This window comes from Pseudogracilibacillus sp. ICA-222130 (assembly GCF_037892545.1).
GTDB lineage: Bacteria > Bacillota > Bacilli > Bacillales > Amphibacillaceae > Pseudogracilibacillus.
In genome coordinates this window covers 1-23,032 of record NZ_JBBKBG010000031.1, presented here as the reverse complement: position 1 = coordinate 23,032, position 23,032 = coordinate 1, and the positions used below count along the sequence as shown (strand labels likewise).

20 protein-coding genes and 1 riboswitch are annotated in these 23,032 nt (G+C 34.8%); of the genes, 4 read left to right on the top strand and 16 right to left on the bottom strand.

Going from position 1 to position 23,032, the window contains the following annotated elements; translation table 11 throughout:
- Position 1: 1 nt before the first annotated feature.
- The 13 genes from WKT09_RS11295 to WKT09_RS11235 form a co-directional block, all read right to left on the bottom strand.
- Positions 2–1,417 carry a LutB/LldF family L-lactate oxidation iron-sulfur protein gene (locus tag WKT09_RS11295; protein ID WP_340416113.1) on the bottom strand — a complete coding sequence of 472 codons (1,416 nt, stop codon included), beginning with the start codon at positions 1,415–1,417 and terminating at the stop codon, positions 2–4.
- A gap of 7 nt (positions 1,418–1,424) precedes the next feature.
- On the bottom strand, positions 1,425–2,144 hold the full coding sequence (locus tag WKT09_RS11290; protein WP_340416112.1) for a (Fe-S)-binding protein: 720 nt from the start codon (positions 2,142–2,144) through the stop codon (positions 1,425–1,427).
- A 97-nt stretch (positions 2,145–2,241) separates the two neighbouring features.
- Positions 2,242–4,308 carry a bifunctional aldolase/short-chain dehydrogenase gene (locus tag WKT09_RS11285; protein WP_340416111.1) on the bottom strand — a complete coding sequence of 689 codons (2,067 nt, stop codon included), beginning with the start codon at positions 4,306–4,308 and terminating at the stop codon, positions 2,242–2,244.
- Positions 4,309–4,345: 37 nt separating this feature from the next.
- The gene (rhaA, locus tag WKT09_RS11280) at positions 4,346–5,605 is read right to left on the bottom strand and encodes an L-rhamnose isomerase (protein WP_340416110.1); all 1,260 of its coding nucleotides are present in this window, start codon (positions 5,603–5,605) and stop codon (positions 4,346–4,348) included.
- Between the two features lie 21 nt (positions 5,606–5,626).
- Positions 5,627–7,018, bottom strand: coding sequence for a rhamnulokinase (gene rhaB / locus WKT09_RS11275; RefSeq protein WP_340416109.1), 1,392 nt, complete (start codon positions 7,016–7,018; stop codon positions 5,627–5,629).
- A gap of 166 nt (positions 7,019–7,184) precedes the next feature.
- Positions 7,185–7,433 (bottom strand): hypothetical protein, encoded by a 249-nt coding sequence (locus WKT09_RS13840; RefSeq protein ID WP_445324028.1) that lies wholly within the window; start codon positions 7,431–7,433, stop codon positions 7,185–7,187.
- A gap of 267 nt (positions 7,434–7,700) precedes the next feature.
- On the bottom strand, positions 7,701–8,021 hold the full coding sequence (rhaM, locus tag WKT09_RS11265; protein ID WP_340416108.1) for an L-rhamnose mutarotase: 321 nt from the start codon (positions 8,019–8,021) through the stop codon (positions 7,701–7,703).
- Between the two features lie 283 nt (positions 8,022–8,304).
- Positions 8,305–8,490, bottom strand: coding sequence for a CsbD family protein (locus WKT09_RS11260; RefSeq protein WP_340416107.1), 186 nt, complete (start codon positions 8,488–8,490; stop codon positions 8,305–8,307).
- Between the two features lie 45 nt (positions 8,491–8,535).
- On the bottom strand, positions 8,536–9,594 hold the full coding sequence (locus tag WKT09_RS11255; RefSeq protein ID WP_340416106.1) for a YkvI family membrane protein: 1,059 nt from the start codon (positions 9,592–9,594) through the stop codon (positions 8,536–8,538).
- 27 nt (positions 9,595–9,621) lie between these two features.
- Entirely contained in the window at positions 9,622–10,728 is a 1,107-nt protein-coding gene (gene menC, locus WKT09_RS11250) for an o-succinylbenzoate synthase (RefSeq protein ID WP_340416122.1), read from the bottom strand.
- Between the two features lie 6 nt (positions 10,729–10,734).
- Positions 10,735–11,556: a GNAT family N-acetyltransferase gene (locus tag WKT09_RS11245; RefSeq protein WP_340416105.1), complete on the bottom strand. Its 822-nt coding sequence runs from the start codon at positions 11,554–11,556 to the stop codon at positions 10,735–10,737.
- Positions 11,549–12,676 (bottom strand): amidohydrolase, encoded by a 1,128-nt coding sequence (locus tag WKT09_RS11240; protein ID WP_340416104.1) that lies wholly within the window; start codon positions 12,674–12,676, stop codon positions 11,549–11,551. The genes WKT09_RS11245 and WKT09_RS11240 overlap by 8 nt, the downstream gene beginning before the upstream one ends.
- Before the next feature lie 6 nt (positions 12,677–12,682).
- Positions 12,683–13,540, bottom strand: coding sequence for a MurR/RpiR family transcriptional regulator (locus WKT09_RS11235; protein WP_340416103.1), 858 nt, complete (start codon positions 13,538–13,540; stop codon positions 12,683–12,685).
- 312 nt (positions 13,541–13,852) lie between these two features.
- Between WKT09_RS11235 and WKT09_RS11230 the strand changes: the two genes are divergently transcribed.
- Positions 13,853–14,734, top strand: a complete 882-nt coding sequence (locus WKT09_RS11230; protein WP_340416102.1) for a glycine betaine ABC transporter substrate-binding protein — start codon at positions 13,853–13,855, stop codon at positions 14,732–14,734.
- A gap of 154 nt (positions 14,735–14,888) precedes the next feature.
- Here the strand turns inward: WKT09_RS11230 and WKT09_RS11225 are convergent, their stop codons facing one another.
- Entirely contained in the window at positions 14,889–15,275 is a 387-nt protein-coding gene (locus tag WKT09_RS11225; RefSeq protein ID WP_340416101.1) for a hypothetical protein, read from the bottom strand.
- A gap of 16 nt (positions 15,276–15,291) precedes the next feature.
- Positions 15,292–16,167, bottom strand: coding sequence for a YitT family protein (locus WKT09_RS11220; protein ID WP_340416100.1), 876 nt, complete (start codon positions 16,165–16,167; stop codon positions 15,292–15,294).
- Positions 16,168–16,650: 483 nt separating this feature from the next.
- Positions 16,651–16,752, top strand: a riboswitch (purine riboswitch).
- Between the two features lie 134 nt (positions 16,753–16,886).
- On the opposite strand from WKT09_RS11220, the gene WKT09_RS11215 reads away from it, so the two are divergent.
- Both WKT09_RS11215 and WKT09_RS11210 read left to right on the top strand, forming a co-directional pair.
- Complete coding sequence (locus WKT09_RS11215) at positions 16,887–17,471, top strand: xanthine phosphoribosyltransferase (protein ID WP_340416099.1); 585 nt, start codon at positions 16,887–16,889, stop codon at positions 17,469–17,471.
- 3 nt (positions 17,472–17,474) lie between these two features.
- Entirely contained in the window at positions 17,475–18,779 is a 1,305-nt protein-coding gene (locus tag WKT09_RS11210) for a nucleobase:cation symporter-2 family protein (protein WP_340416098.1), read from the top strand.
- Positions 18,780–18,853: 74 nt separating this feature from the next.
- Here WKT09_RS11210 and WKT09_RS11205 read toward each other — a convergent pair whose 3' ends face one another.
- On the bottom strand, positions 18,854–19,705 hold the full coding sequence (locus tag WKT09_RS11205; protein ID WP_340416097.1) for a TetR/AcrR family transcriptional regulator: 852 nt from the start codon (positions 19,703–19,705) through the stop codon (positions 18,854–18,856).
- Between the two features lie 89 nt (positions 19,706–19,794).
- On the opposite strand from WKT09_RS11205, the gene WKT09_RS11200 reads away from it, so the two are divergent.
- Complete coding sequence (locus WKT09_RS11200; RefSeq protein ID WP_340416096.1) at positions 19,795–22,878, top strand: efflux RND transporter permease subunit; 3,084 nt, start codon at positions 19,795–19,797, stop codon at positions 22,876–22,878.
- The last annotated feature ends 154 nt before the right edge of the window (positions 22,879–23,032 follow it).

Sequence of the window (23,032 nt, the reverse complement as noted above, 5' to 3'; positions counted from 1 at the left end):
CTTATCCCTCCCGCTTCTTATACCAATCTCTAAATCGTTGTTTTTGTGGGGGCATCATATCACGATTGATCGTCCAATCTTTTAAAGGGCCTGGTCCTTTTTCAATCATCCCATCCCTCACAAATGGTTTCGCCCCTGTAGATGCAAATTTTGTCGCCGTATTGAATTTTCCTGAAGATTTAGCAAGTGTTCCGAAACCTTTCATCATTAGATTTTCTGAAAAAGTTCCCCGTTTATCCTCTTCTATTATATGTCGACGATGAGAAATTAAATGTTCATGCAATGGAATTTTTACAGGACATACTTCTGTACATGCGCCACATAAAGAGGAAGCAAACGGCAATTCCTCATAATCGTCATATCCTCCCAATAACGGTGTAAGTACAGCTCCTACCGGTCCAGGATAAATCGATCCATACGCATGTCCTCCAATATGACGATATACTGGGCAAACATTAATACATGCTGCACAACGAATACAATGTAAAATCGACTGAAATTCAGTCCCTAAAATATCTGAACGGCCATTATCTACAATTACTAAGTGAAATTCCTCTGGTCCATCAGCTTCTCCTTCTAACTTTGGCCCGGTTAATCCCGTTACATAGCTCGTTAACTTCTGTCCGACAGATGCTCTTGTTAAAAGACTAACCATAATATCCAAATCTTCCCACGTTGGTACGATTCGTTCCATTCCCATTACAGTCACTTGTGTTTTCGGTAATGTCGTTACCATTCGTGCATTTCCCTCGTTCGTCACTAAAGCAAATGAACCAGATTCAGCAACTGCAAAGTTACAACCTGTAATCCCAATATCTGCCTGTAAAAATTTTTCACGTAATGTTTCACGAGCAAAAAGTGTTAATTCTTCTGGTTTTTCTGTATGTTCATAACCTAATTTTTCTTTAAACACATCACGAATCTGTGCTTTATTTTTATGAAGTGCTGGTGCCACGATATGTGACGGTGGATCATGGTCATCTATTTGCAAAATATACTCTCCTAAGTCTGTTTCTACGACTTCACAACCAATTTGCTCTAATGCATCATTCAGCCCAATCTCTTCGGTTACCATCGATTTCGATTTGGCGATATACTTTGCTTCTTTTTCCTTCGCAATATTTTGAATATATTCATTTGCCTCTTCCTTCGTTTGGGCAAAAAATACATGACCACCACGTTTTGCTACTTCATCACTTAATTGCTCTAAATAATAATCAATATTTTCTAACGTATGTGTCCGAATCTCTTCCCCTAATTCACGCCATGACTCCCAACCACCTAAAGCATCTGCAGCTTTAGAACGATTCGTTTGTAAGCGGGTTTGTGCAGAACGAACAGCTTGACGCATAAAACCATCATGTAATCCTTCATCACGACGTTTATCAAACTGTTTATCCCCAATATGCATTCCCATTATTTATTCACCCCCTATTATTTAGCACTTCTGCGATATGAAGTACTTTCACTTCTGAGCCATTATGGTGCAAACGTCCACCAATATTTAATAAGCATCCACCATCCGCACCAATTAAATATTGTGCATCTGTTGATTCGATATGCTCTGCCTTTTCTTCCACCATTTCTCCTGAAATACTGGACATCTTCACGGCAAAAGTACCACCGAATCCACAACAATCCGATCGGTTCGGTAAGTCAATCATATTTAATCCTTGTACATTGTTTAATAAAGTAAATGGTGCCTCTTTTACACCGAGTAATCTTGTCATATGACATGAGGAATGATACGTTGCTGTCCCTTCAAATGTTGCACCAACGTCTGTCACTTGTAGAACTTCTACAATAAATTGTGTTAATTCATACGTTTTTTCTTTTAATTTTCTCGCCTTCTCACGCCAAACATCATCTTCTTCGAATAAATCTTCATACGCATGGAACATATACGCACAAGACCCTGAAGGACTTACAACATATTCAGCATGGTCAAAAGTTTCAATCATAAGTTTTGCTACTTCTCGTGTTTGTTCATGGTATCCACTATTGAATGTAGGTTGTCCACAACATGTTTGAGCTTTTGGAAATTCTACTTCACACCCTAAATGTTCTAGTAATTCTACTGTTGCTTTACTTGCATTAACAAAAAATAAATCACCTAAACAAGTAACAAAAAGAGATACTTTCATGTCGAAAACACTCCTTTCCTTTTTTATATCACTATTTTATTATAGAAAAATAAATGGATGATGTCTAAAACCGACACATCCATTTATTCCTCCGTGACTATCTCGTGAACGCCGCTGGAACTCCACCATCAACCGCAACCATATTACCTGTTGTCTTAGAAGATTTAGATGATGCAAAAAATGCGACCGCTTCAGCGATATCATCTGGGAAAATATTTACAAGTAATGTAGTACGTTTTTTGTAATGATCTTCTAACTCATCTGGATGAATTCCATATGCATCCGCGCGCTCTTTACGCCAGTTTGAACCCCAAATAGCTGAACCTTGTAACACAGCATCTGGAAGAACAGAATTTACACGAATTCCGTATTCTCCTCCTTCAGCTGCAATACAACGAGCTAAATGAACTTCAGCTGCTTTCGCTGTACTGTATGCAGAAGCATTTTTCCCTGCATAAATAGAGTTTTTCGAACCAATAAACACTTGGCTTCCACCTAAATTTTGTTTTTGCATAATTTTAAATGCTTCTCGTGCAACTAAGAAATAACCTGTTCCTAATACGTTCATATTTAGATTCCACTCATCAATAGATGTTTCTGTAAATGGACTTGAAGTCGCTAACCCCGCATTATTTACAATTATATCGATACCACCAAAATATAGCGTTGCATCTACATATGCTTGTTTTACTTCTTCCTCTTTCGTTACATCCATTTTTACTGCAATAGCTGTTTTTTCTCCATATGTTCCATTTAGCTCTTCAGCAATTTTTACCGCACCTTCCATATTTAAATCGGCTACTACAATTTGTGCTCCTTCTGATGCTAAACGACGACAAACAGCACTACCAATTCCACCAGCTCCACCAGTTACTAAAGCAATTTTACGTGAAAATTCTGCTTCAGGTGGCGCTAATGTTAATTTATATAATTCTAATGGCCAATACTCAACATTATATGACTCATTTTCTGTTAAAGAAGTGAAAGCTCCTAATGAAGTGGAACCACGCATAACTGAAATCGCACGCTTATATAATCCAGCACTGTTATCAGCCATTGCTTTGTTTTTTCCTGTAGAAATTAAACCAACACCTGGCACTAAAATAATACGTGGTGAAGCATCACGCAATACATCCCCTTCATGTTTATTACGTTCGAAATAAGCTACATATTCTTTTCGATATTCTGAAACTCCAGTTGTGATCGCTTCTTTTAAACTATCGATATCTTCTGCCTTTCCAGTCCAATCGATATATAAAGGAGTACGTTTCGTATGTACTAAATGATCCGGACACGCGGCACCTACTTGTGATAGTTTTGGGGCGTCTACACTATTTATAAAACGCATAATATCTGTTTCATCATAGTACGATAAAATAGCGCGTTGATCTTCTGACACTAGCCCTCGTACATGTGGCATAATTTCAGATAGAACATCCAAACGAACATTTTCTTCTAATGTTGTATATTTTTGACCACCAAATAAAGTTTCTTCATCTACTTTATTTTCAATATAGTTTTCTGCTTCGTTAATAATTTCAATTGTTTTATGATAACTTTCTTCAGATGTATCACCCCAAGTGACAAGACCATGTTTTTCCATTAAAACTAACTCACAATTTGGATTACTTTCAACAGCCTCTGCAATCATTTTTGAAAGTAAAAATCCTGGTCGAATATATGGTACCCATACGTAACGATCACCAAAAATTTCATCTGCTAATTGTTTACCATTGTCAGCACAACATAAACTAATAATTGCATCAGGATGTGTATGGTCTATATGCGGATACGGCAAAAATGCGTGTAGCAAAGTCTCAATCGACGACTTAGGATTTGAATGATTAATCATACAATGTTGTAAATATGCTGTCATTTCTTCATCGGACATATCCGGACGGTCTTTTAATGGTTGAATATCTTTTAACCGTAAACCAGTGAAGTTTTCTGCTTTCATTGTTGCTAAATCTGATCCACTTCCTTTGACCCACATAACTTCGACCTCATCACCTTTGAAGTCTTTTTCTACAGTCTTCATAGAAGTGTTACCACCACCCCAGTTACAAACGGCACGATCTGTCCCTAATAAATTAGAGCGATATACTAATTCTTCTAACCCTTCTTTTCCTTGCGCATCTTTTTCATTCCATAAATTGTTCACCATATTTTGTTCTCCTTCTCTCATAATATTATTTTTTTAACTATCCATTACGTTTACTTAAAACATCTTTTTCATACTGTTTAACCTCTTCTAACCAACTTTCTCCAGTTGGAACACCTGAAATTTCACAGTAATAATCCCAAATAAATCCAAATGGATATGTTTTAAATTCTTCCATCAATGCTAAACGATCCGTAAAATTACCTTCATCCTGTAATTTTTTCAAATAATCATGCGGTAATAATAAAGCATTTAATAAAGATTTAGCCATATTTCTAGTACCAATTGTCCAAGCTGCTACTCTATTAATACTTGCATCAAAGAAATCTAAGCCAATTCTCACTTTATCCAAAGCATTATTACGTACAATTTCTAATCCTATTTCTTTTAATTCATCATCTAATGTGATTACATGATCACTATCCCAGCGAACTGGACGTGATACATGTAGTGCTAACTCATCAGAATAGAGTAACATAGATGAAATTTTGTTTGATACTACTTCCGTTGGATGATAATGTCCTGTGTCTAGTAAACATAACTTATTATTTTTTAATGCATATCCTAAATAGAACTCATGTGACCCAACAACAAATGCCTCTGATCCAATTCCAAATAACTTACTTTCTACTGCATCAACATTGTATTTAGCATCTATTTTTTTCTCGAATATTTTATCTAATGATTCTTTCAATCGAATTCTAGGTGTTAACCGATCACTTGGAATATCTTTATATCCATCAGGCATCCAAAAATTTGTTAATGTTGAAGTACCTAATTCTTTCCCGAAATACTCTCCTATTTCCCTTGAAGCAATACCATGACGAATCCAGAAATTACGTATTTCTTCATTCGGATGCGCTAATGTTAATCCTTCCTCAGATAGCGGATGTGAGAAAAATGTCGGATTAAAGTCTAATCCTAATTCATGTTTTTTTGCCCATACTACCCAATTTTCAAAATGCTCTGGTTTTAACTCGTCGCGATCAACTATTTCACCATTCGTTTCCGCATAAATTGCATGTAAGTTTACGCGATGTTTCCCCGGTATTAAAGAAAGCGCCTTTTCTAAATCCTGTCTTAATTGTTCAGGTGTTTCAGCTTTTCCAGGATAATTTCCTGTTACATCAATACCACCAGATAACTCTCTTTCTTCTACTTCAAATCCACCGATATCATCGCCTTGCCAACAATGAATCGAAATAGCAACTTTTTTTAATTGTTCCAAAGCTCCATCAACATCTATTCCCCATTTTTCATAAAATTGCTTTGCTACCTCATAATTCTGTTTTATTGACATTTCTATTCCCCCTTATACATATTAATATTCTTCTAATACAATAGATCTTTTCACAATTTCTCTAGCTTCTTGTAATGTTTTTATTTGTCTCAATGATAAAAATTGAATAATACTATTTCCAATTGCAGTAGCTTCAGAAGGTCCAGCAAAAACTTTCCTTTTTGACTCTTCCGCTAACATCTTGTTTAAAAATTTGTTTTTCGAACCTCCACCAATTATGTGGATGGTAGTATATTCCTTATTTTGTAACTCTTCTATTTGTTCGATAGACTTCAAATAACTTTTTGTTAAACTACTAAAAACTGTATAAGCTATTTCTCCAGGCGTTTCAGGTATCTTTTGATTTGTTTCCTTACAATATGATTGGATTTCTTCTATCATATTTTCTGGATTTAAAAATCTAACATCATCAACGTCAATAACTGATTGTATTGTTGATTTTTTCGCCATATTAGCTAAATCCTCAAAGGAATAATCAACATCAAATGACTTCTTTGCTTCTTGAATAATCCATAACCCCATTACATTTTTCAAGAAACGATAGGTTGAAAACACTCCACCTTCATTAGTAAAGTTATATTCCATAGCTTTACTTGTACAGTTTGAACTACTATTTTCTACACCTATTAAAGACCATGTACCTGAACTAATATAAATAGTGTCTTCATTTGTTGGCAATGAAACAATCGCTGAACCCGTATCATGTGTCGCAGGTAATATAACTTGAACATCAAATCCTAATTCTTCAACCAATTCCTCTTTCAATGTACCAATATTAGAACCTGGTTGGTATATCTCTTGAAATAACTCGCGTTTCAATCCAAGTTTATCAATTAATTCATCATCCCAATTTCTAGTACGAGCATTTAATAATTGTGTGGAACTAGCATTTGTATATTCATTTGTTTTCTTACCAGTTAATAAAAAGTGTAGGTAATCTGGAATCATTAAAAATGTTTTAGCTTTTTGCCATTGAATAGGCTCTTGCTCTTTCAAAGCTAATAATTGATAAACCGTATTAAACTCCTGAAATTGAATTCCCGTAATACTATATAACTTTTCTTTTGAAATGACTCTTTCAACATTTTGAAACATCCCAGACACTCTGCTATCTCGATAAGATACGAAATCAGTTACTGGGAGATCATACTCATCTAATAACACAAAATCTACAGCCCATGTATCAATTCCTAAACTTATTGGTTCATAACCACTATCAAAAGCTTTTTTCATCCCAATTTTAATCTCTTGAAAAATACGTTCAATATCCCAACAGTAATAATTTCCCTTCAAACTAATACCATTATCAAATCGATGTATTTCTTCTAGTTGAATTTTATTGTTATTTAGATCACTTACGATTACTCTCCCACTGGAAGCACCAATATCAACTGATAATACTACTTTTTTCATAAATACATCCCTCAATTTTTTATCTTTATCATACTCTAGATCTGACCATATCTTTCTGTTTCAATTTCTTTTAATGATTTCCCTTGTGTATCTGGAGCCATTATAAATCCTATAATTACATGAATTACTAAAAATACAACCATCACAGTTCCTACAACTTTGAATCCTACTGTGTTAACACAGTACAAATCCATAAAATCGATTGCAATAAATTTGCTTGTTGATTTGTCAGCCCTCCTACATTTTCATAAATGTAAGGCATAAAATAGCCTGTTGCACCAGTTGTTAAATTCCAGAATAAATATATTCCTAATAGTAAAATAATAGCTTCTCTATTTGGTTTTAATTTAAACAATTCTTTTAGTGACTTTTTCTTAGTTTGTTTTATCTTTTTTCTTTTTGTCTTTCTTCCCATATTTTGGACTCTGGTAAACCCCTTCTAATGTATAGTGCAATACCAGCAATTATAAATAAGTGCGCAAATATCAATCTCGATCCTAATAACCCTAAGGGTGAAACTAAAACTGCCAAGGCAAAAGTTGCAGCTGGCCAAATTGAACACGCTAACTGAGCAGAACCAACAAACTTTGCACGCTCATTATCGGGCGATTCCTCAGCAATATACGTCCAAGAGGAACACCAGCTGCAAAACGTTTCTGTATCTGTTGCTCTGCTATGAACCTTACTCCTCTTCTATGTGAAATACTTCTAATAAATCTTTTGTTACAGGACTATTATCGTCATTTGTTTCCATTATATCTGCCATATAATCCCACCATTTACGATTTATTTCTTCATCAGGGATTGAATTCCATTGCACTTCATCTTTGTACTCTACATACCCAAATAACACACTAGTTTCTTCATCTAAAAAAATCGAATACGAAATAAGTCCTTTATCTCTTAACATTTTTAACATTTCTGGCCATAATTTATCATGTCTTTTTTTATATTCTTCATGGTATTGTTTATAAACCTTCATTTTAAAAGCTATTCGATTCATTTATATCCCTCCAACTGATAGCGTTTCCATTTTCCATACAGTAATAATACCACAAAAACAAAAGTAAAAGCAACAATATAAAGATTTTTTTGTGTAGTGTTCTAATAATTAAAATATTAAATAACTTTTCATCATTATTAAAACATTTAAAATAACAACTAATATAATTCATTATTTTATCTATAGCATAATAAGTTTAGCTATTTTTTAATGGTTTTTTCACACAAAAAAAACCTTAGTAAAAATTAATTTACTAAGATCCTTTTATAAAAAACGATTCTTATTACTCTTCTTTAAATTTGTCTTGAAGATCTCCGAATTTTTCTTTCGCCTTTCCTTTTACAATATCTACTTCACCTTTAATTTTTGCCTCTGTATCATTCGTTACTTTTCCATAGACTTTTTTTGCTTCACCTTTCACTTGATCGAATTTTCCGTCAATTTTGTTTTTGTTTACTTTTTTACTCATTTGTACATCACTCCTTCTATATCAAGCTATACCCGGAGAATAAAATTATGAAACATGCTGTGATTTACGTCCTTTTATCCAAGTAAGTATAATTGCAATCATTAACGCAAAACCGATATACCCCATCGCTGCATATACTTTTCCAACTAAAGTTGTAAATCCAACAAAACTAGCAACAAATCCTAATAAACCAACAATAGTAACAGCAATTTTAAACATCTTACTAGATGGATCAATAAAACGAACAGTAAACGTATAAAGCATTCCAACTGCCGTATTGTACATCATGCCGAGTAATGCAATTGCTAATAACACTCCGACAAATGGATGTACTTGATTCGCTATTTCCAGCGTCGGCATATCGAGCCCTTGAATCACATCCACTTTCACAAACATTCCAAAATGAATTAAAATAATTAATACACCTGAAATAAATCCACCAATAATACCACCCATACCAGCGACATTACGATCTTTTGTTGCACCACTCATGACGATTAATAATGCAACACCAGCTGCTAAATTGTATGATACATATAAAAATGCACCAACAACCCAATTAGGGGCAGCAGAGGGTTGTGCTTTCGCAAGTTTATCCGCTTCGGACATTGTAATATCCATCGTAAAAATAGAATAAATTAATATAACGAAAATAATCGCTATTAAGTAAGGCGTTACTGCAGCAATAATACGAATGATTTTTTGTGTGTTTAATAATAATGTACCAATTGTTAAAATAATCATTACTACTGTACCGATTACCCCATTAAGACCGAATGCTTGTTCAAATGTAGAACCCGCACCAGCAAACATAACGGTCGCAACACCAAACATAAAGAAGGTAATAAGTACATCAAGTATTAATCCAACATACCTTCCCCCGATATGATATATGACACTTTTATGGGAAACAGATTGGAGGTCTGACCCAATCTGTGCAATGGAAAAACCCATAAACATGAATAATCCCATTGCTAAAAGACCTCCAGCGATTCCCCACATGCCAAAACTAGTAAAATATTGCATTACTTCTTGACCAGATGCAAAACCTGCACCAACAATTAACCCGACAAATGCACTTCCTATCTCTATACTCTTCTTCACACATGTTCCCCCTAATTATGTATACGATTATACATATGACTTTTTATCGATTGTAAAAGATTCAATTGCTTCACGATCGATTTCGTATCCGATTCCTGCTGTTTTTGGAACATGAATATACCCATTTTCAGAAATGACTTCAGGCTTAATGACATCCTTTTCCCAATAACGACTAGAACCTGCTGTATCTCCTGGTAAAGTGAAATTCGCTAATGTCGTTAACGCAACATTATGTGCCCGTCCAATTCCAGACTCCAACATGCCACCACACCAAACAGGGATTCCTTTTTCCATACAGTAATCATGAATTTTCTTCGCTTCTGTTAATCCACCTACACGTCCAATTTTTATATTAATAATTTTCGTACTACCTAATTCAACCGCCTTACGAGTATCTTCTAAAGAATGAATACTTTCATCTAAACAAATTGGCGTTTGCATATGTTGTTGTAATGTGGCATGATCAACAATATCATCTGATGCAAGTGGTTGTTCAATCATCATTAAATCAAATGCATCTAATTGTTTTAATAAGTCGATATCGTCCAATGTATATGCAGAATTTGCATCCGCCATAATTTGTACATCTGGGAATGTTTCACGCAATGTACGCATCACTTCCACATCCCAACCTGGCTTAATTTTTACTTTAATTCGCTTATATCCTTCTTTCACATAACCATCTACTAAATCTACTAGTTCTTCAATAGAATCTTGAATTCCAATACTAATACCAACTTCAATTTTTTCTTTATCTCCACCTAATGCGCTAGCAAGTGATTGATTTGTTTTTTGGGCATAAATATCCCAAATTGCCCCTTCTATCGTCGATTTTGCCATATTGTTTTTACGAATATGTGAAAAAATTTCATTCACTTCATCTGGATGTTCTATATCTTTGTGCAAAATTAATGGAATTAAATAGTCCTCCAACATATGCCAATTCGTTTTTAATGTTTCTTCATTATACCAAGGAGAATGAAATGCAACAGATTCTCCCCAACCAATGGTGCCATCTTGATCTTTTGCTTCCAATAAGAGAAAATCTCGCATTTTAAATGTCCCAAAACTTGTTGTAAAAGGGGATTTCATCTCCATTTGTACATGTCTAATAGTAATTTCTGAAATATTAATCATTGTTTATACTCCTTCTATTTGTAATTGAGCTTTTTTCACAAAATAATAGGTGCTCATTTGTTCTTTTACTTCGATATCCACTGCAGTATATCCATTTGCAAATAATGTTTGAAATAGATACCTCGTTTTTAATCGCCAATCCAGTGCAAGTGCTTTATCATGCTTCTTCAAGGACTGAAAATCCTTTGGTACATGAAGACAATACATCTCTGCCGTTTCTGTTACGTCATGTAATGGTTGAAAAACCGCTTGATTTGCTTCATTCCAACTAATCGCATTTAATGGGACTGCATTCACTATTTCGATTTGCTGTTTTTCTGCCACATAATTACTGTTTAAATGCCACTCCACTTCAAAACGATCAGAAGGCAGACCTTTGTTTAGTTTGTCTGTCATATTTCCGTAGCAATTTTCTACATATGTATGACAAATAGCGTTTAATTTCGTTAAGTTTAATTTACCGTTTTTCGTTTCTAATGGATCATATGTCCATTTCATCACGTCATATCCTTTTTCTTTTGCGATATCACGTTGTTTCCATTTCATCTTTTCCCCGATTCCTTTTGATTGATAGAAAGGATCAATACCTAACATATGAGAACATAAATACACTTTGCCATTTTCAAAACCAGGGAAACTATAGCTGAAGCCGATAAGAGTCCCTTCATGAAAAACTCCTAACATAATGCCACCATTTTTTATCGCTGTAATTGTTTGGTGTTCGGGGACTGGATCCATATCCCATATTTTTCGGTCTAATTCTTTTACGAGTGCCATCTCTTCCATTGTCGTTAATTGCCGATATTCAAGCTCAAGATCATTCATCTTTATTCACTTCTCCTAGCGCACGTACTAACGCATCTTTCATAATTATTGCTCCTGTTTTTAAATAGGCAGTGTCAAATGTCATATGAGGATGATGCAATCCTGGTGTCACACCACAGCCAAGTCCTAACATCGTCGCTTTTAAATTGGGATATGCATACGTATAGTAATGAAAATCTTCCCCACCCGGTGTTACTAATTGTTGTACCGCATGTTCTTTTCCTACATTAGCTTGTATCGCCTCATATACAATACGCTCCGCTTCTTTATCCACTTCTGCTGCAACAATGTTGGATTGGATGTCGATATCTATTTTTACTTCATACATTGCCTCGACACTTTTCAAGACTCTTTCAAATGCTTGGAGTAATTCATCCATCACACTATTTTTTTGTGCTCTTACATCTAAACTAAATGTCGCACTACCAGGTATTATATTAGCTGATTTCCCACCTGCTTCTAATTGCGTCATTTTAATAGATGCAGATTCTGTCGGACTAATCCAGATTGATTTCATTCCTGCAACAAGTGCAGCAGCAACTTCAATCGCATTCGTTCCCTGCTCTGGTCTTGCCCCATGAGCTTCTACACCGTTAATTTCTCCTTTGATCAATCTCGCAGCACCATGCAAAATGGAAGCCGAACATGTCCCTCTATCTAATTCAACTAAAGGTCGAACATGCATCCCAAATAAATATTGCAGTGGTTCAATAATTCCTGTTTCAATAACAGCTTTCGCTCCAGCTCCTGTTTCTTCTGCAGGTTGAAATATAATACGAATTGCACCGTCTAATTCTTTTTCCATTTCTTTCAGTAATTTTACAATCCCGAGTGCAACCGTCATATGTCCATCATGTCCGCAAGAATGGTTCGCTTTGAATTGACCATCTACTTCTTGCCATAATGCATCTATATCTGTTCGGAACCCAACCCTTGGTTCTCCTTCACCGATATCAACATATAATCCTGTCATTCCTTCAAAAGGCACAGGTTGTACCCCCATCTCCTCCAATGTTTTCACTAAATAATTGGTCGTTTCTTTTTCTTCCCAACTTATTTCTGGATGTGTATGTAGATGTATAAATATCGGTTGTAAAAATGTATCTAAACTTTGTTCCATCTTCTTTCAACTCCATTTATTTAAAATAAATTGTTGTTCTATTTGATCAAAATTAATTTTTCGTTCTTCATAATATGCTGGATCATGCGCTGTCATACCTGATACTAATGCATTTAAAAAGATGGTTAACAGTGGCATTAAATCAATCGTGGATTGTTCCACTTGTTCTAATACGAATGTACATGGAACAAATTCATGTAATGGTGCGACATTAGAATCAGTAATCCCAAGCATATCAACCTGTTGACCTTGTAACCATTCTGCCATGTGTAATGTTTCTTTCGCATAACGATGTTGTGAAATGATAATAACGAGAGAATGTTCATCCATTTTTTGTAATGTACGAATTTTTGCATGTGTTTCTAATGGCATTTCAAATACATTAGGGCGAATTAAATTCAGAATAAATGCTAACCAACTTGCAGCATATTTGGAAGCATCTGCCCCAATAATGTATATATCTTTTGCTTCATGAAGTTTTCTTGTTGCTTCGCTAAATTTTTCAGCAGAAATGGATTGGGCCATCTTTTCCAATCGTTCGATATCTTTTTGGATCGTCTTTTGCCATAAGTTATCAGTCGGTTGTGCTTGCAAACCTTGTGACAAATATTTACCTAATGTACTCGTATTGGATGATTGTTCAAATAAATACATCGTTAATTCCTTTTGCAAATGTGCATACCCGTCCAACCCAATCTCTGTACAAAAGCGTAATACCGTCGTTTCACTCGTCCCTGTTCGCTCTCCAACTTCCTTCGCTGCATGTGTACTGACGAAAGAAGGATGATGTAACACATAATTGGCTACAATTCGCTGTTTTTTTGTTAAACGATTAAAATGTTGCTCGATATTTTGTTTCACCATAAAGAAGTTTCTCCTTCATTATTTATAAAATAAAGTATAGACTTTATTTTTGTTGACGTCAAAAGAATCGATTGATTTTTCAGAATCTTTATTTTTCCATATAGGAACAAATGAAAGTAAAAAAGGTTTCATACGGATAAAACAGACAAATGTTCACATCTATCCATGTTTTTATTTTTTTAAGTTTGTTTTTTCTTAAGAAACGGTAAATTGTTTAGAATAATATGTATTGTAAAATTGCTATCTTATTACGATTCGGTTATGATACGATACATAATTTTTTTATTTTACATAAAAAGGATGGATGTTAGGATGAATTGGAAAAAAGGAATACTTGTTTGTATCTCGAGTTTGTTCTTGATTCTTACTGCTTGTTCTAATAATGAAGATAGCGAACAGAACTCAGCTGGAAACATAAAAGAGATTGTTGGAATTGAACCTGGTTCAGGAACTATGACTATCGCTCAAGAAACCATCGATGCTTATGATTTAGATGTTTCACTAACTCCAAGTTCAGAACCAGCCATGTTAACAGAACTTGAAACAGCGATTAAAAACGAAGAACCAATTGTCGTTACATTATGGCAGCCACATTGGATGTTTACAAAATATGATTTAAAATTTTTAGAAGATCCTAAAAAAACATTAGGAGAAGAAGAAAATATTCATACGATGGTTAGACTTGGTCTAGACAAAGAGAACCCAACTGCATATAAATTATTAAATAACTTTTACTGGGAAGTAGAAGATATGAACGAAGTGATGTCTAAGTTTGCAGAAGATGATAACGTGGAACCACGTGATGCAGCAGCTGAATGGATCGAAGACCACCCAGATAAAGTTGCAGCATGGACAGATGGGTTAGAAAAGGTAGATGGAGAAGAGATCGAACTAGCTTATGTCAATTGGGATACGGAATTATCGTCTACAAATGTTGTGGCGTTAGTGTTAGAAGATTTAGGATTTGATGTAACATTAACTCCATTAGATATGGGAATTGCATTTGAATCTTTAGCAAGTGGAGAAATTGATGGGATGTTAATCGCTTGGCTTCCTGTTGGTGCCGCTTCATACAAAGAACAATATGATGACCAAATTGATGATTTAGGACCGAGCCTTGAAGGGGCACAACAAGGTTTTGTTGTACCAAGCTACATGGATATCGATAGTGTAGAAGATTTACCGAAGAAATAATATAAAGGTAGGACACCTTTTATAACACGAAACAGGGATACGTGGCGAAATACCTTTCCTTTTTCAACTCGTGTGTAAAGGATACATTGTCCTACCTTTTTCATTCCCGAATGAACCCCCTCGTATAAGGGTGGAAATATGGCATTTTTTGTACTTATTCACTTCGTCTTTTTTCATATGTACATTGCAAATTAGCGCCTTCCCATTCATATGTTAACAGTAATTTCTTCCCTTCTTTTTCATGACCTAATTCAATTGGTGCTATATCGTCCATATTAAAAATGTCTACGACCATCTTGCCGTCGACCATTTTATATCCGCCTAAATAAGCTATTTCCTCATTGCCATCCATCTGTTTTAAACTCGTTCCTTTATAACCTTTTGGTCCAGATGAAAACTCGACAGATACAAAACACGAATCATCCCCTTCCACAAATTCCCATGTACCAGGATATTTCGGTTGAAAAGATTGCATATATACAACATACACGATTACACCAACACCTAGTGCAATCAAAAGAGCTATTATTCCTTTTTTCAAAACGGGTACCTACTTTCTATTTCGTCTGTTGAATATCATTTACAGTTTCTCCTTCTTTTCGAAAGAACCCAAATATGCCAGCGGTTTGAATAATATTCGTAAATGCTTGTGGATCTGTTTCTGTAATAATATTTTCTAAATCATATAATTCATATCTTGTTACAACTAAATATAATAAACTTTTATCTTCTTTCGAATATGCCCCTTTAGCAGGTATAATCGTAATACCACGAACCATTTGCTTATGAATTGCTTGTTGCAACGCTTCAGCCTGATGTGTCACAATTAATACGGTAACTTTCTCATGACGTGTATGGATGGCATCGATAACAAGTGTCGTCACATATAATGCAAGCATTGTATATAATGCGTTTTCCGGTTCATATAAAATTCCCGCAACAAAAATAATGACGGAATTTAAAATTAAAAAGTAAATACCAATCGGTTTATCTTGCAAACGAGATAAGATCATCGCAACAATGTCCATTCCACCTGTTGACGCCCCACGTTTTAGCGATATTCCAACACCTGCACCACCGATGACACCACCAGCAACAGCGTTTAAAATAATATCATCAGTTAAAGAAATGATTGGCAAGACTTCTAAAAATATCGTTGAAAAAATAACAGATAAAATACTATATATTGTAAATCCTTTTCCGATTTTAAACCAACCGATAATAAGGACTGGAATGTTTAAAATGAATAAGAGTACTCCTGTACCGATACGAATCGATAAAAAATCGCTAAAAATACTCGACAATAATTGAGCTAACCCACTAAAACCACTTGAGTATACATTTGCTTCAATTAAGAAAAAGTTTAATGAAATTGCTAATAAAAAAGAACCTAGAATAACGACAGCAATTCTTTTTGCTTCCATAAAAAACATATTTTTCCTCCTTATATAAAAAATAAAAAACCATTGCATAATGGAAACAAACATTAAGTACAATGGTTTCATCTATTTCATTTACATCTTTATTTTAACCATAATGAACATATCATCATCATAGGCAACATAGCGCTTTTTTTCAACTAATTAATGCTGCTATGAATAGGACAATAATTGCTCCTGGAACATATACTATCTTCCTCTAAGAAGGTAGTAAATATGTCTAAGTATACTTCTGAATCTATCATAGTTCTTTAGCATGAAAGGGAAATAATACGATCATGACGGTCACAAACAAAAACATATCCTTCCTATTATTTCCTTATGATAGCTTTTAAATTTTATAGCCTTTCATTATAGCATAGGATTTCTACCCAAAATGTAAAAGGAAAGAAACCGTTGTCATTTATATGGTCCATTTTCCCTTTAATGTAAAGGAATCAGAACACTTGTCTTTCTATTTAAAAATGATAAAATAAGAAAATCAACTTCTATTTTTTTCATATAATCGTAGGAATATGGCCTACAAGTTTCTACCGACTTGCCGTAAATAAGTCGACTATGAGAAGAGAAGATAAATGAGCACGATGATGATCATAAATTCGTGCTAATTTATATGTTGTTTTGGCGATAAAGTTCAAAAACAAGCTCTTCTTTGTACATATTGTACAGCTTGTTTTTGAGCTTTTTATATTTTCAGGAGGGATTTTTGTACGATGGACATTTTACATAAGAAGATTTTGGAACACGGACACGTATTACCAGGAAATGTATTAAAAGTAGATTCGTTTTTAAACCACCAAATAGATCCGGAGTTAATGTTAGCGATTGGAAAGGAATTTGCTACACGTTTCAAAGATGCTGGTATTACAAAAGTTTTAACATTGGAATCATCTGGAATTGCACCTTCTGTCATGGCGGGGTTAGAACTCGGTGTACCGGTTGTTTTCGCACGTAAAAGAAAATCTTTAACATTAGTAGACAACCTATATACAGCAACAGTTTATTCGTATACAAAACAAACATCTAACGATATTTCCATTTCAAAGGATTATATCGGAGATAATGATGTTGTATTAGTAATCGATGATTTCTTAGCAAACGGACAAGCGGCACTTGGATTAGCCACTTTAACAGAACAAACTGGTGCAACACTTGCTGGGATTGGGATTGTTATTGAAAAAGGATTCCAAAGTGGTGGACAATTGCTGAAGGAAAAAGGGTATCGTGTCGAGTCATTGGCAGTTATAGATTCATTAGAAAATGAAACAGTCACTTTACGAACGGAAGAGGTAAAATAAACGATGAAATCATTTACATTAAGTATTCAACATTTACTTGCAATGTATGCTGGTGCTATTTTAGTACCTCTAATCGTCGGTGGTAGTATCGGGTTAAATGCGGAACAGCTAACATATTTAGTTGCTATTGATATTTTAATGTGTGGAGTTGCTACCATTTTACAAGTGATGCAAAACCGTTTTTTTGGAATAGGATTACCAGTTGTGTTAGGATGTACGTTTACGGCAGTTGGACCAATTATTCACATCGCTGGTGAATATGGAATTTCTGCTGTGTACGGTGCGATTATCACTTCCGGTATTTTTGTGATCTTGATTAGTGGATTTTTTGGTAAACTCGTACGCTTTTTCCCGCCAGTTGTCACTGGATGTGTCGTCACGATTATCGGAATTACATTAATTCCCGTTGCGATCAACAATATGGGTGGCGGAGAAGGGGCACCTGATTTCGGCTCATTTACAAATATCGCATTATCTTTCGGAACATTGTTTATGATTATTGCAATTTATCGGTTTTCTACAGGATTTATGCGTGCCATCTCGATTTTAATCAGCCTAATTATTGGAACAATCGTAGCTTCATGCTTTGGACTAGTTGATTTTCAAAATGTAAAAGATGCTTCCTATGTTCATATGGTCGAACCGTTTTATTTCGGTGTCCCTACATTCCATTGGTCTGCTATTATTACGATGATTTTAGTAGCGATTGTATCATTAGTGGAATCTACCGGAGTATATTTTGCATTAGGTAATATGACCGAACGGGATTTAAAGAAAAATGATTTAACACGTGGGTATCGTGCAGAGGGAATTGCCATTGTATTCGGAGGAATTTTTAATGCTTTTCCATATACAGCATTTTCACAAAATGTCGGTTTAATGCAAATTACTGGAGTAAAATCACGTAAAGTTATTTTCATTACTGGAGTGATGCTCGTTGTATTAGGATTCGTTCCAAAACTGGCAGCAATTACGACAATTATCCCGACAGCTGTTTTAGGTGGAGCAATGTTGGCAATGTTCGGTATGGTTGTTGCCCAAGGGATTAAAATGTTAAGTGGAGTCATTGCAGAATCAAGCGAAAATGCTATGATTATCGCATGTTCTGTTGGAATGGGACTTGGTGTAACAGTAGCCCCAGAATTGTTTGCACAATTTCCATCGAGTATTCAAATTTTAACGAGCAATGGTATTGTCGCTGGGAGCTTCACAGCAATCCTATTAAATATCATTTTTAATATGATTCCGAAAAAAGAAAAAGTATCGGATACAATGAAAATGGAAGAAAAAGAAACATATGTATCCTAACTCTACATATAAAAGCAGTTCACTAGAAAAATTATCTAGTGAACTGCTTTTTTGCTCCGACTGAACATCTTCTATTATCGTGAGGCTCCTTTATGCTCCTCTTGCTCCATATACACTTGGTATAAATACCTAACTTCTTTACAGACAATAGAATGCTGGATGTTTTGTAATAAACCATGTATGACCGCATCGGGTAAATTTTTATTTACTAAATGTTCATGTAATAATTGTAAGGATTGCACTAAAATTGGTTCTTCTATTTCTTCCATTGCTCGCATTATTTTCTTCTTTAATATTAGCTCATCCACTTTCACTTGATTCCACTTGATTTGCAACATTAAATCTTCCGTTACAAAAGTAGTCTTACTATGTGTCGCAATTAAATCAATTTTTTCTACACATGAGGTTACGAACAACTCCATATCAATTTCTCCATTTTCTTCAAAAGAGAACTTTTGATATATTTGCATGAATGCTTTAATCACCCATACTAGTTCATATTTTTCATACTCGGTTTTATGTTTATATAGTCGATCAACTAAATGATATAAGGATTCATTTAATAATTGGTTATAATATTTCATTTTTTCTATTAAATGTTCGTTTAATTTATGGATTTGTTCTTTAATATACAGATTTGTAAAAGGTTGATGTCTTAAGGAAAAATGATAGCTATATATGAAAAATTGTCGTAATAACGTTTCTCCCTTTTCATTTCTGACCATCTGGTCAATATCTGATGTATATTCAATCATAAATCGGTCAATTAATGCTGTAATTAGTTCATCTTTTGATGTAAATGCCAAATAAAATGCACCTTTTGACATATTACACTCATTCATTATTTGTTGAACCGTCGTATCGTTAATTCCTTGTTTCCCAAATAACTCTAATGCTTTATCCATAATTAATTGTTGTTTCCCCATTTATATAGCTCCTTCTTCATTGACAAATGACCAGCCAGTCATTATTATAGGAAACAGTGAGAAATTAGTCAATAAAAGGATGTGTCGAGTTGAGAGGTTTCATAAATTTTGTAACGAAAAATAAATTAGCCGTCTGGTTAATGACGCTTATTATCGTGTTTTTCGGGATGTATTCTGGAACGAAAATGAAGACAGAAACGATTCCAGATATAACGGTACCATTTTTAATGGTAAGTGATGTATACCCTGGTGCAACACCAGAACAAGTCATGGAAGATGTATCCATCCCACTCGAAAAAGCTGCGGAAAACTTAGACCATGTAAAAGCGGTCTATTCAAATTCTTATGCAAATATGTCAAGTATCCAAATCGAATATGATTATGGCATCGATATGGATGAAGCGAAACGTACATTACGTTCTGCACTAGATGATGTTGATTTACCTGAAGATGCAGAAAAACCAACCGTAACTGAAATAAATATGAATATGATGCCTGTCATCGCATTAAGTATAAGTAGTGATACAGAAGACATCGTTGAATTAACGTCTACTGTAGAAGAAATTATCTTACCAAAAATCCAAAAGTTAGACGGCGTTTCTTCCGCAACGATCACTGGTCAACATACAGAAGAAGTGTATGTCACATATGATGAGAAAAAACTAGAACAATATGAATTGGACGAAGAAGATGTAAAAGAAATTGTTCAAGCTAGTGACATGTCTCTTTCTCTAGGATTATATGAATTTGATGATAGTGAACAAGCTGTTGCAATCGATGGCGAAGCAAACTCTGTAAAAGATTTAGAAAAAATGCTCATCCCTGTGACGCCTTCTGAATCTAATCCATCTCCTTTCGTTGAACTTGGAGAAATCGCCACATTAGAAAAGGTCGGAAAAGTACAATCTGTTTCACGTACAAATGGCGCAGATTCTATTTCTGTTCAAATAATGAAAGGGCAACAAGCAAATACAGTTGATGTCGTCAATGAAGTAAAAGAATTAATTGAAGAAGAGACAAACAATATAGATGGACTTGTGATTGATGTTTCCCTTGACCAAGGGGAGCCAATCGAAGAATCTGTCATGACGATGATTGAAAAAGCAGTATTTGGTGCATTAATTGCTGTGTTCATCATTTTGCTCTTTTTACGTGATATTAAATCAACTATCATTAGTGTCATTTCTATTCCAGTTTCTATTTTCATGGCACTTTTACTCCTACATTGGATGGGGATTACGTTAAACTTAATGACGCTCGGTGCGATTACCGTTGCAATCGGACGTGTCATCGATGACTCCATTGTCGTTGTCGAAAATATTTATCGTAGACTTCATTTAAAAGAAGAGAAATTAAATGGATTAGCTCTTATTCGTGAAGCGACTTTAGAAATGTTTAAACCAATTGCATCATCAACAATTGTAACGATTGCGGTATTTGCACCACTTATGTTCGTTGGTGGAATGGTTGGAGAATTATTTATTCCATTTGCATTGACGATGGCATTTGCATTAGGTGCATCCTTACTCGTTGCAGTTACGATTGTACCAGCTCTTTCACATACATTATTCAAGAAAAAATTATATGCTGAAAAAACAGAGCAGAAACATAAAGAACACGGAAAAATCACAAAGGCTTATCGAAACATGTTAAATTGGACATTAAATCATAAGTTTATCTCTTCTGCGATTGCGATTTTATTATTAGCTGGTAGTATTGCTTTAACACCGTTAATAGGATTTAGTTTCCTAGGTAGTGAAGAAGAAAAAGTAATGTACTTAACTTACACTCCTGAAACTGGAGAACTAGAAGAAGACACATTAAAAAACATTGAAGAAGTAGAACAATATTTACTAGAAAAAGAAGATATTGATATTGTTCAACTATCGGTAAATAACGATGCGGATCCTATGTCAATGATGATGGGTGGCGGTACAAATGGTGGATTAATGTTCGTCATTTTTGACCCAGATACAGAAGATTTCGCGGACCAACGTGATGAAATTGAGGCTTACGTTTCTAATATTGATCAGTCTGGTGAGTGGATTAACCAAGACTTCTCATCTGGCGGATTTTCTTCAGATGAAATTACGTATTCGTTTTACAGTGAAGATTTAACAAAATTAAATGATACTTTACAATTAGCAGAAGATGCTTTAAAAGAAGTAGACGATGTAAAAGATGTATCAACGACGGCAGAAGATGTGTTTGTCGAACACGTCCTCGAAACAGATCAAAACGAACTAATGCAACTTGGATTAACGACTGGTCAAATCGCAATGCTTTTAAACAACCAGCAAACGAAAGATGTTTTAACAACATTACAAACAGATGGAAATACGGTAGAAGTCATTGTTCAGTCTGAGAAAACGATCGATCCTAAATCATTAGATGAATTACTAGATACGGAAGTAGAAACAGCAATGGGAGAAACGATTCCTTTAAGTGATATTGTAGAAGTTCGAGAAGATTCCACTTTAAACACATTGTCACGTAGTAAAGGAGAATATTACGGTACGGTAAGTGGAACCATTACAAATGACGATATTACGAAAGTAACTTCTAATGCGGATAAAGAAATGGAATCAATAGATGTACCTAAAGGAGTCACTTATGATATCGGTGGAGTTGCAGCAGATATGGAGGAAACCTTTAGCCAGTTAATTATGGCGATGCTTGCAGCAATTTTAATCGTATATTTCATTCTTGTTGTTACATTTGGGGAAGGTACAGCACCATTTGCAGTATTATTCTCATTACCATTTACAGTAATCGGTTCATTTGTCGGATTATTAATTGTCGGAGAAACCATTTCCGTGACCGTATTGATGGGATTACTTATGTTAATCGGGATTGTCGTGACGAACGCGATCGTTCTTGTCGACCGAATCATTCGAATGGAAAAAGACGGAATGGATATGCGCGAAGCTATTCTAGAAGGTGGAATGACACGTTTACGTCCAATATTAATGACCGCTATTGCGACGATTGGTGCGCTAATTCCACTTGCACTTGGAAATGGTGGCGGCGGCCTAATTTCAAAAGATTTAGCTGTAACAGTTATCGGTGGGTTAACGAGTTCGACATTATTAACATTAATTATCGTACCAATTGTATATGAAATGTTATCAAAATTAACGAAGAAAAATCGTCAACACATCGAAGACAATTAATAGAAAAGTATATGGAAGTTTAAACTCGAAAGAAGATGCACGATAGCTCATAAAAATCTTTCCTTATATTTGTCTATTTGTAAGGAGAGTAAATGACAACATGCATTGACAATGAACTGAATCATTTTACATCAAAAAGGCTTCTAGTACGAAC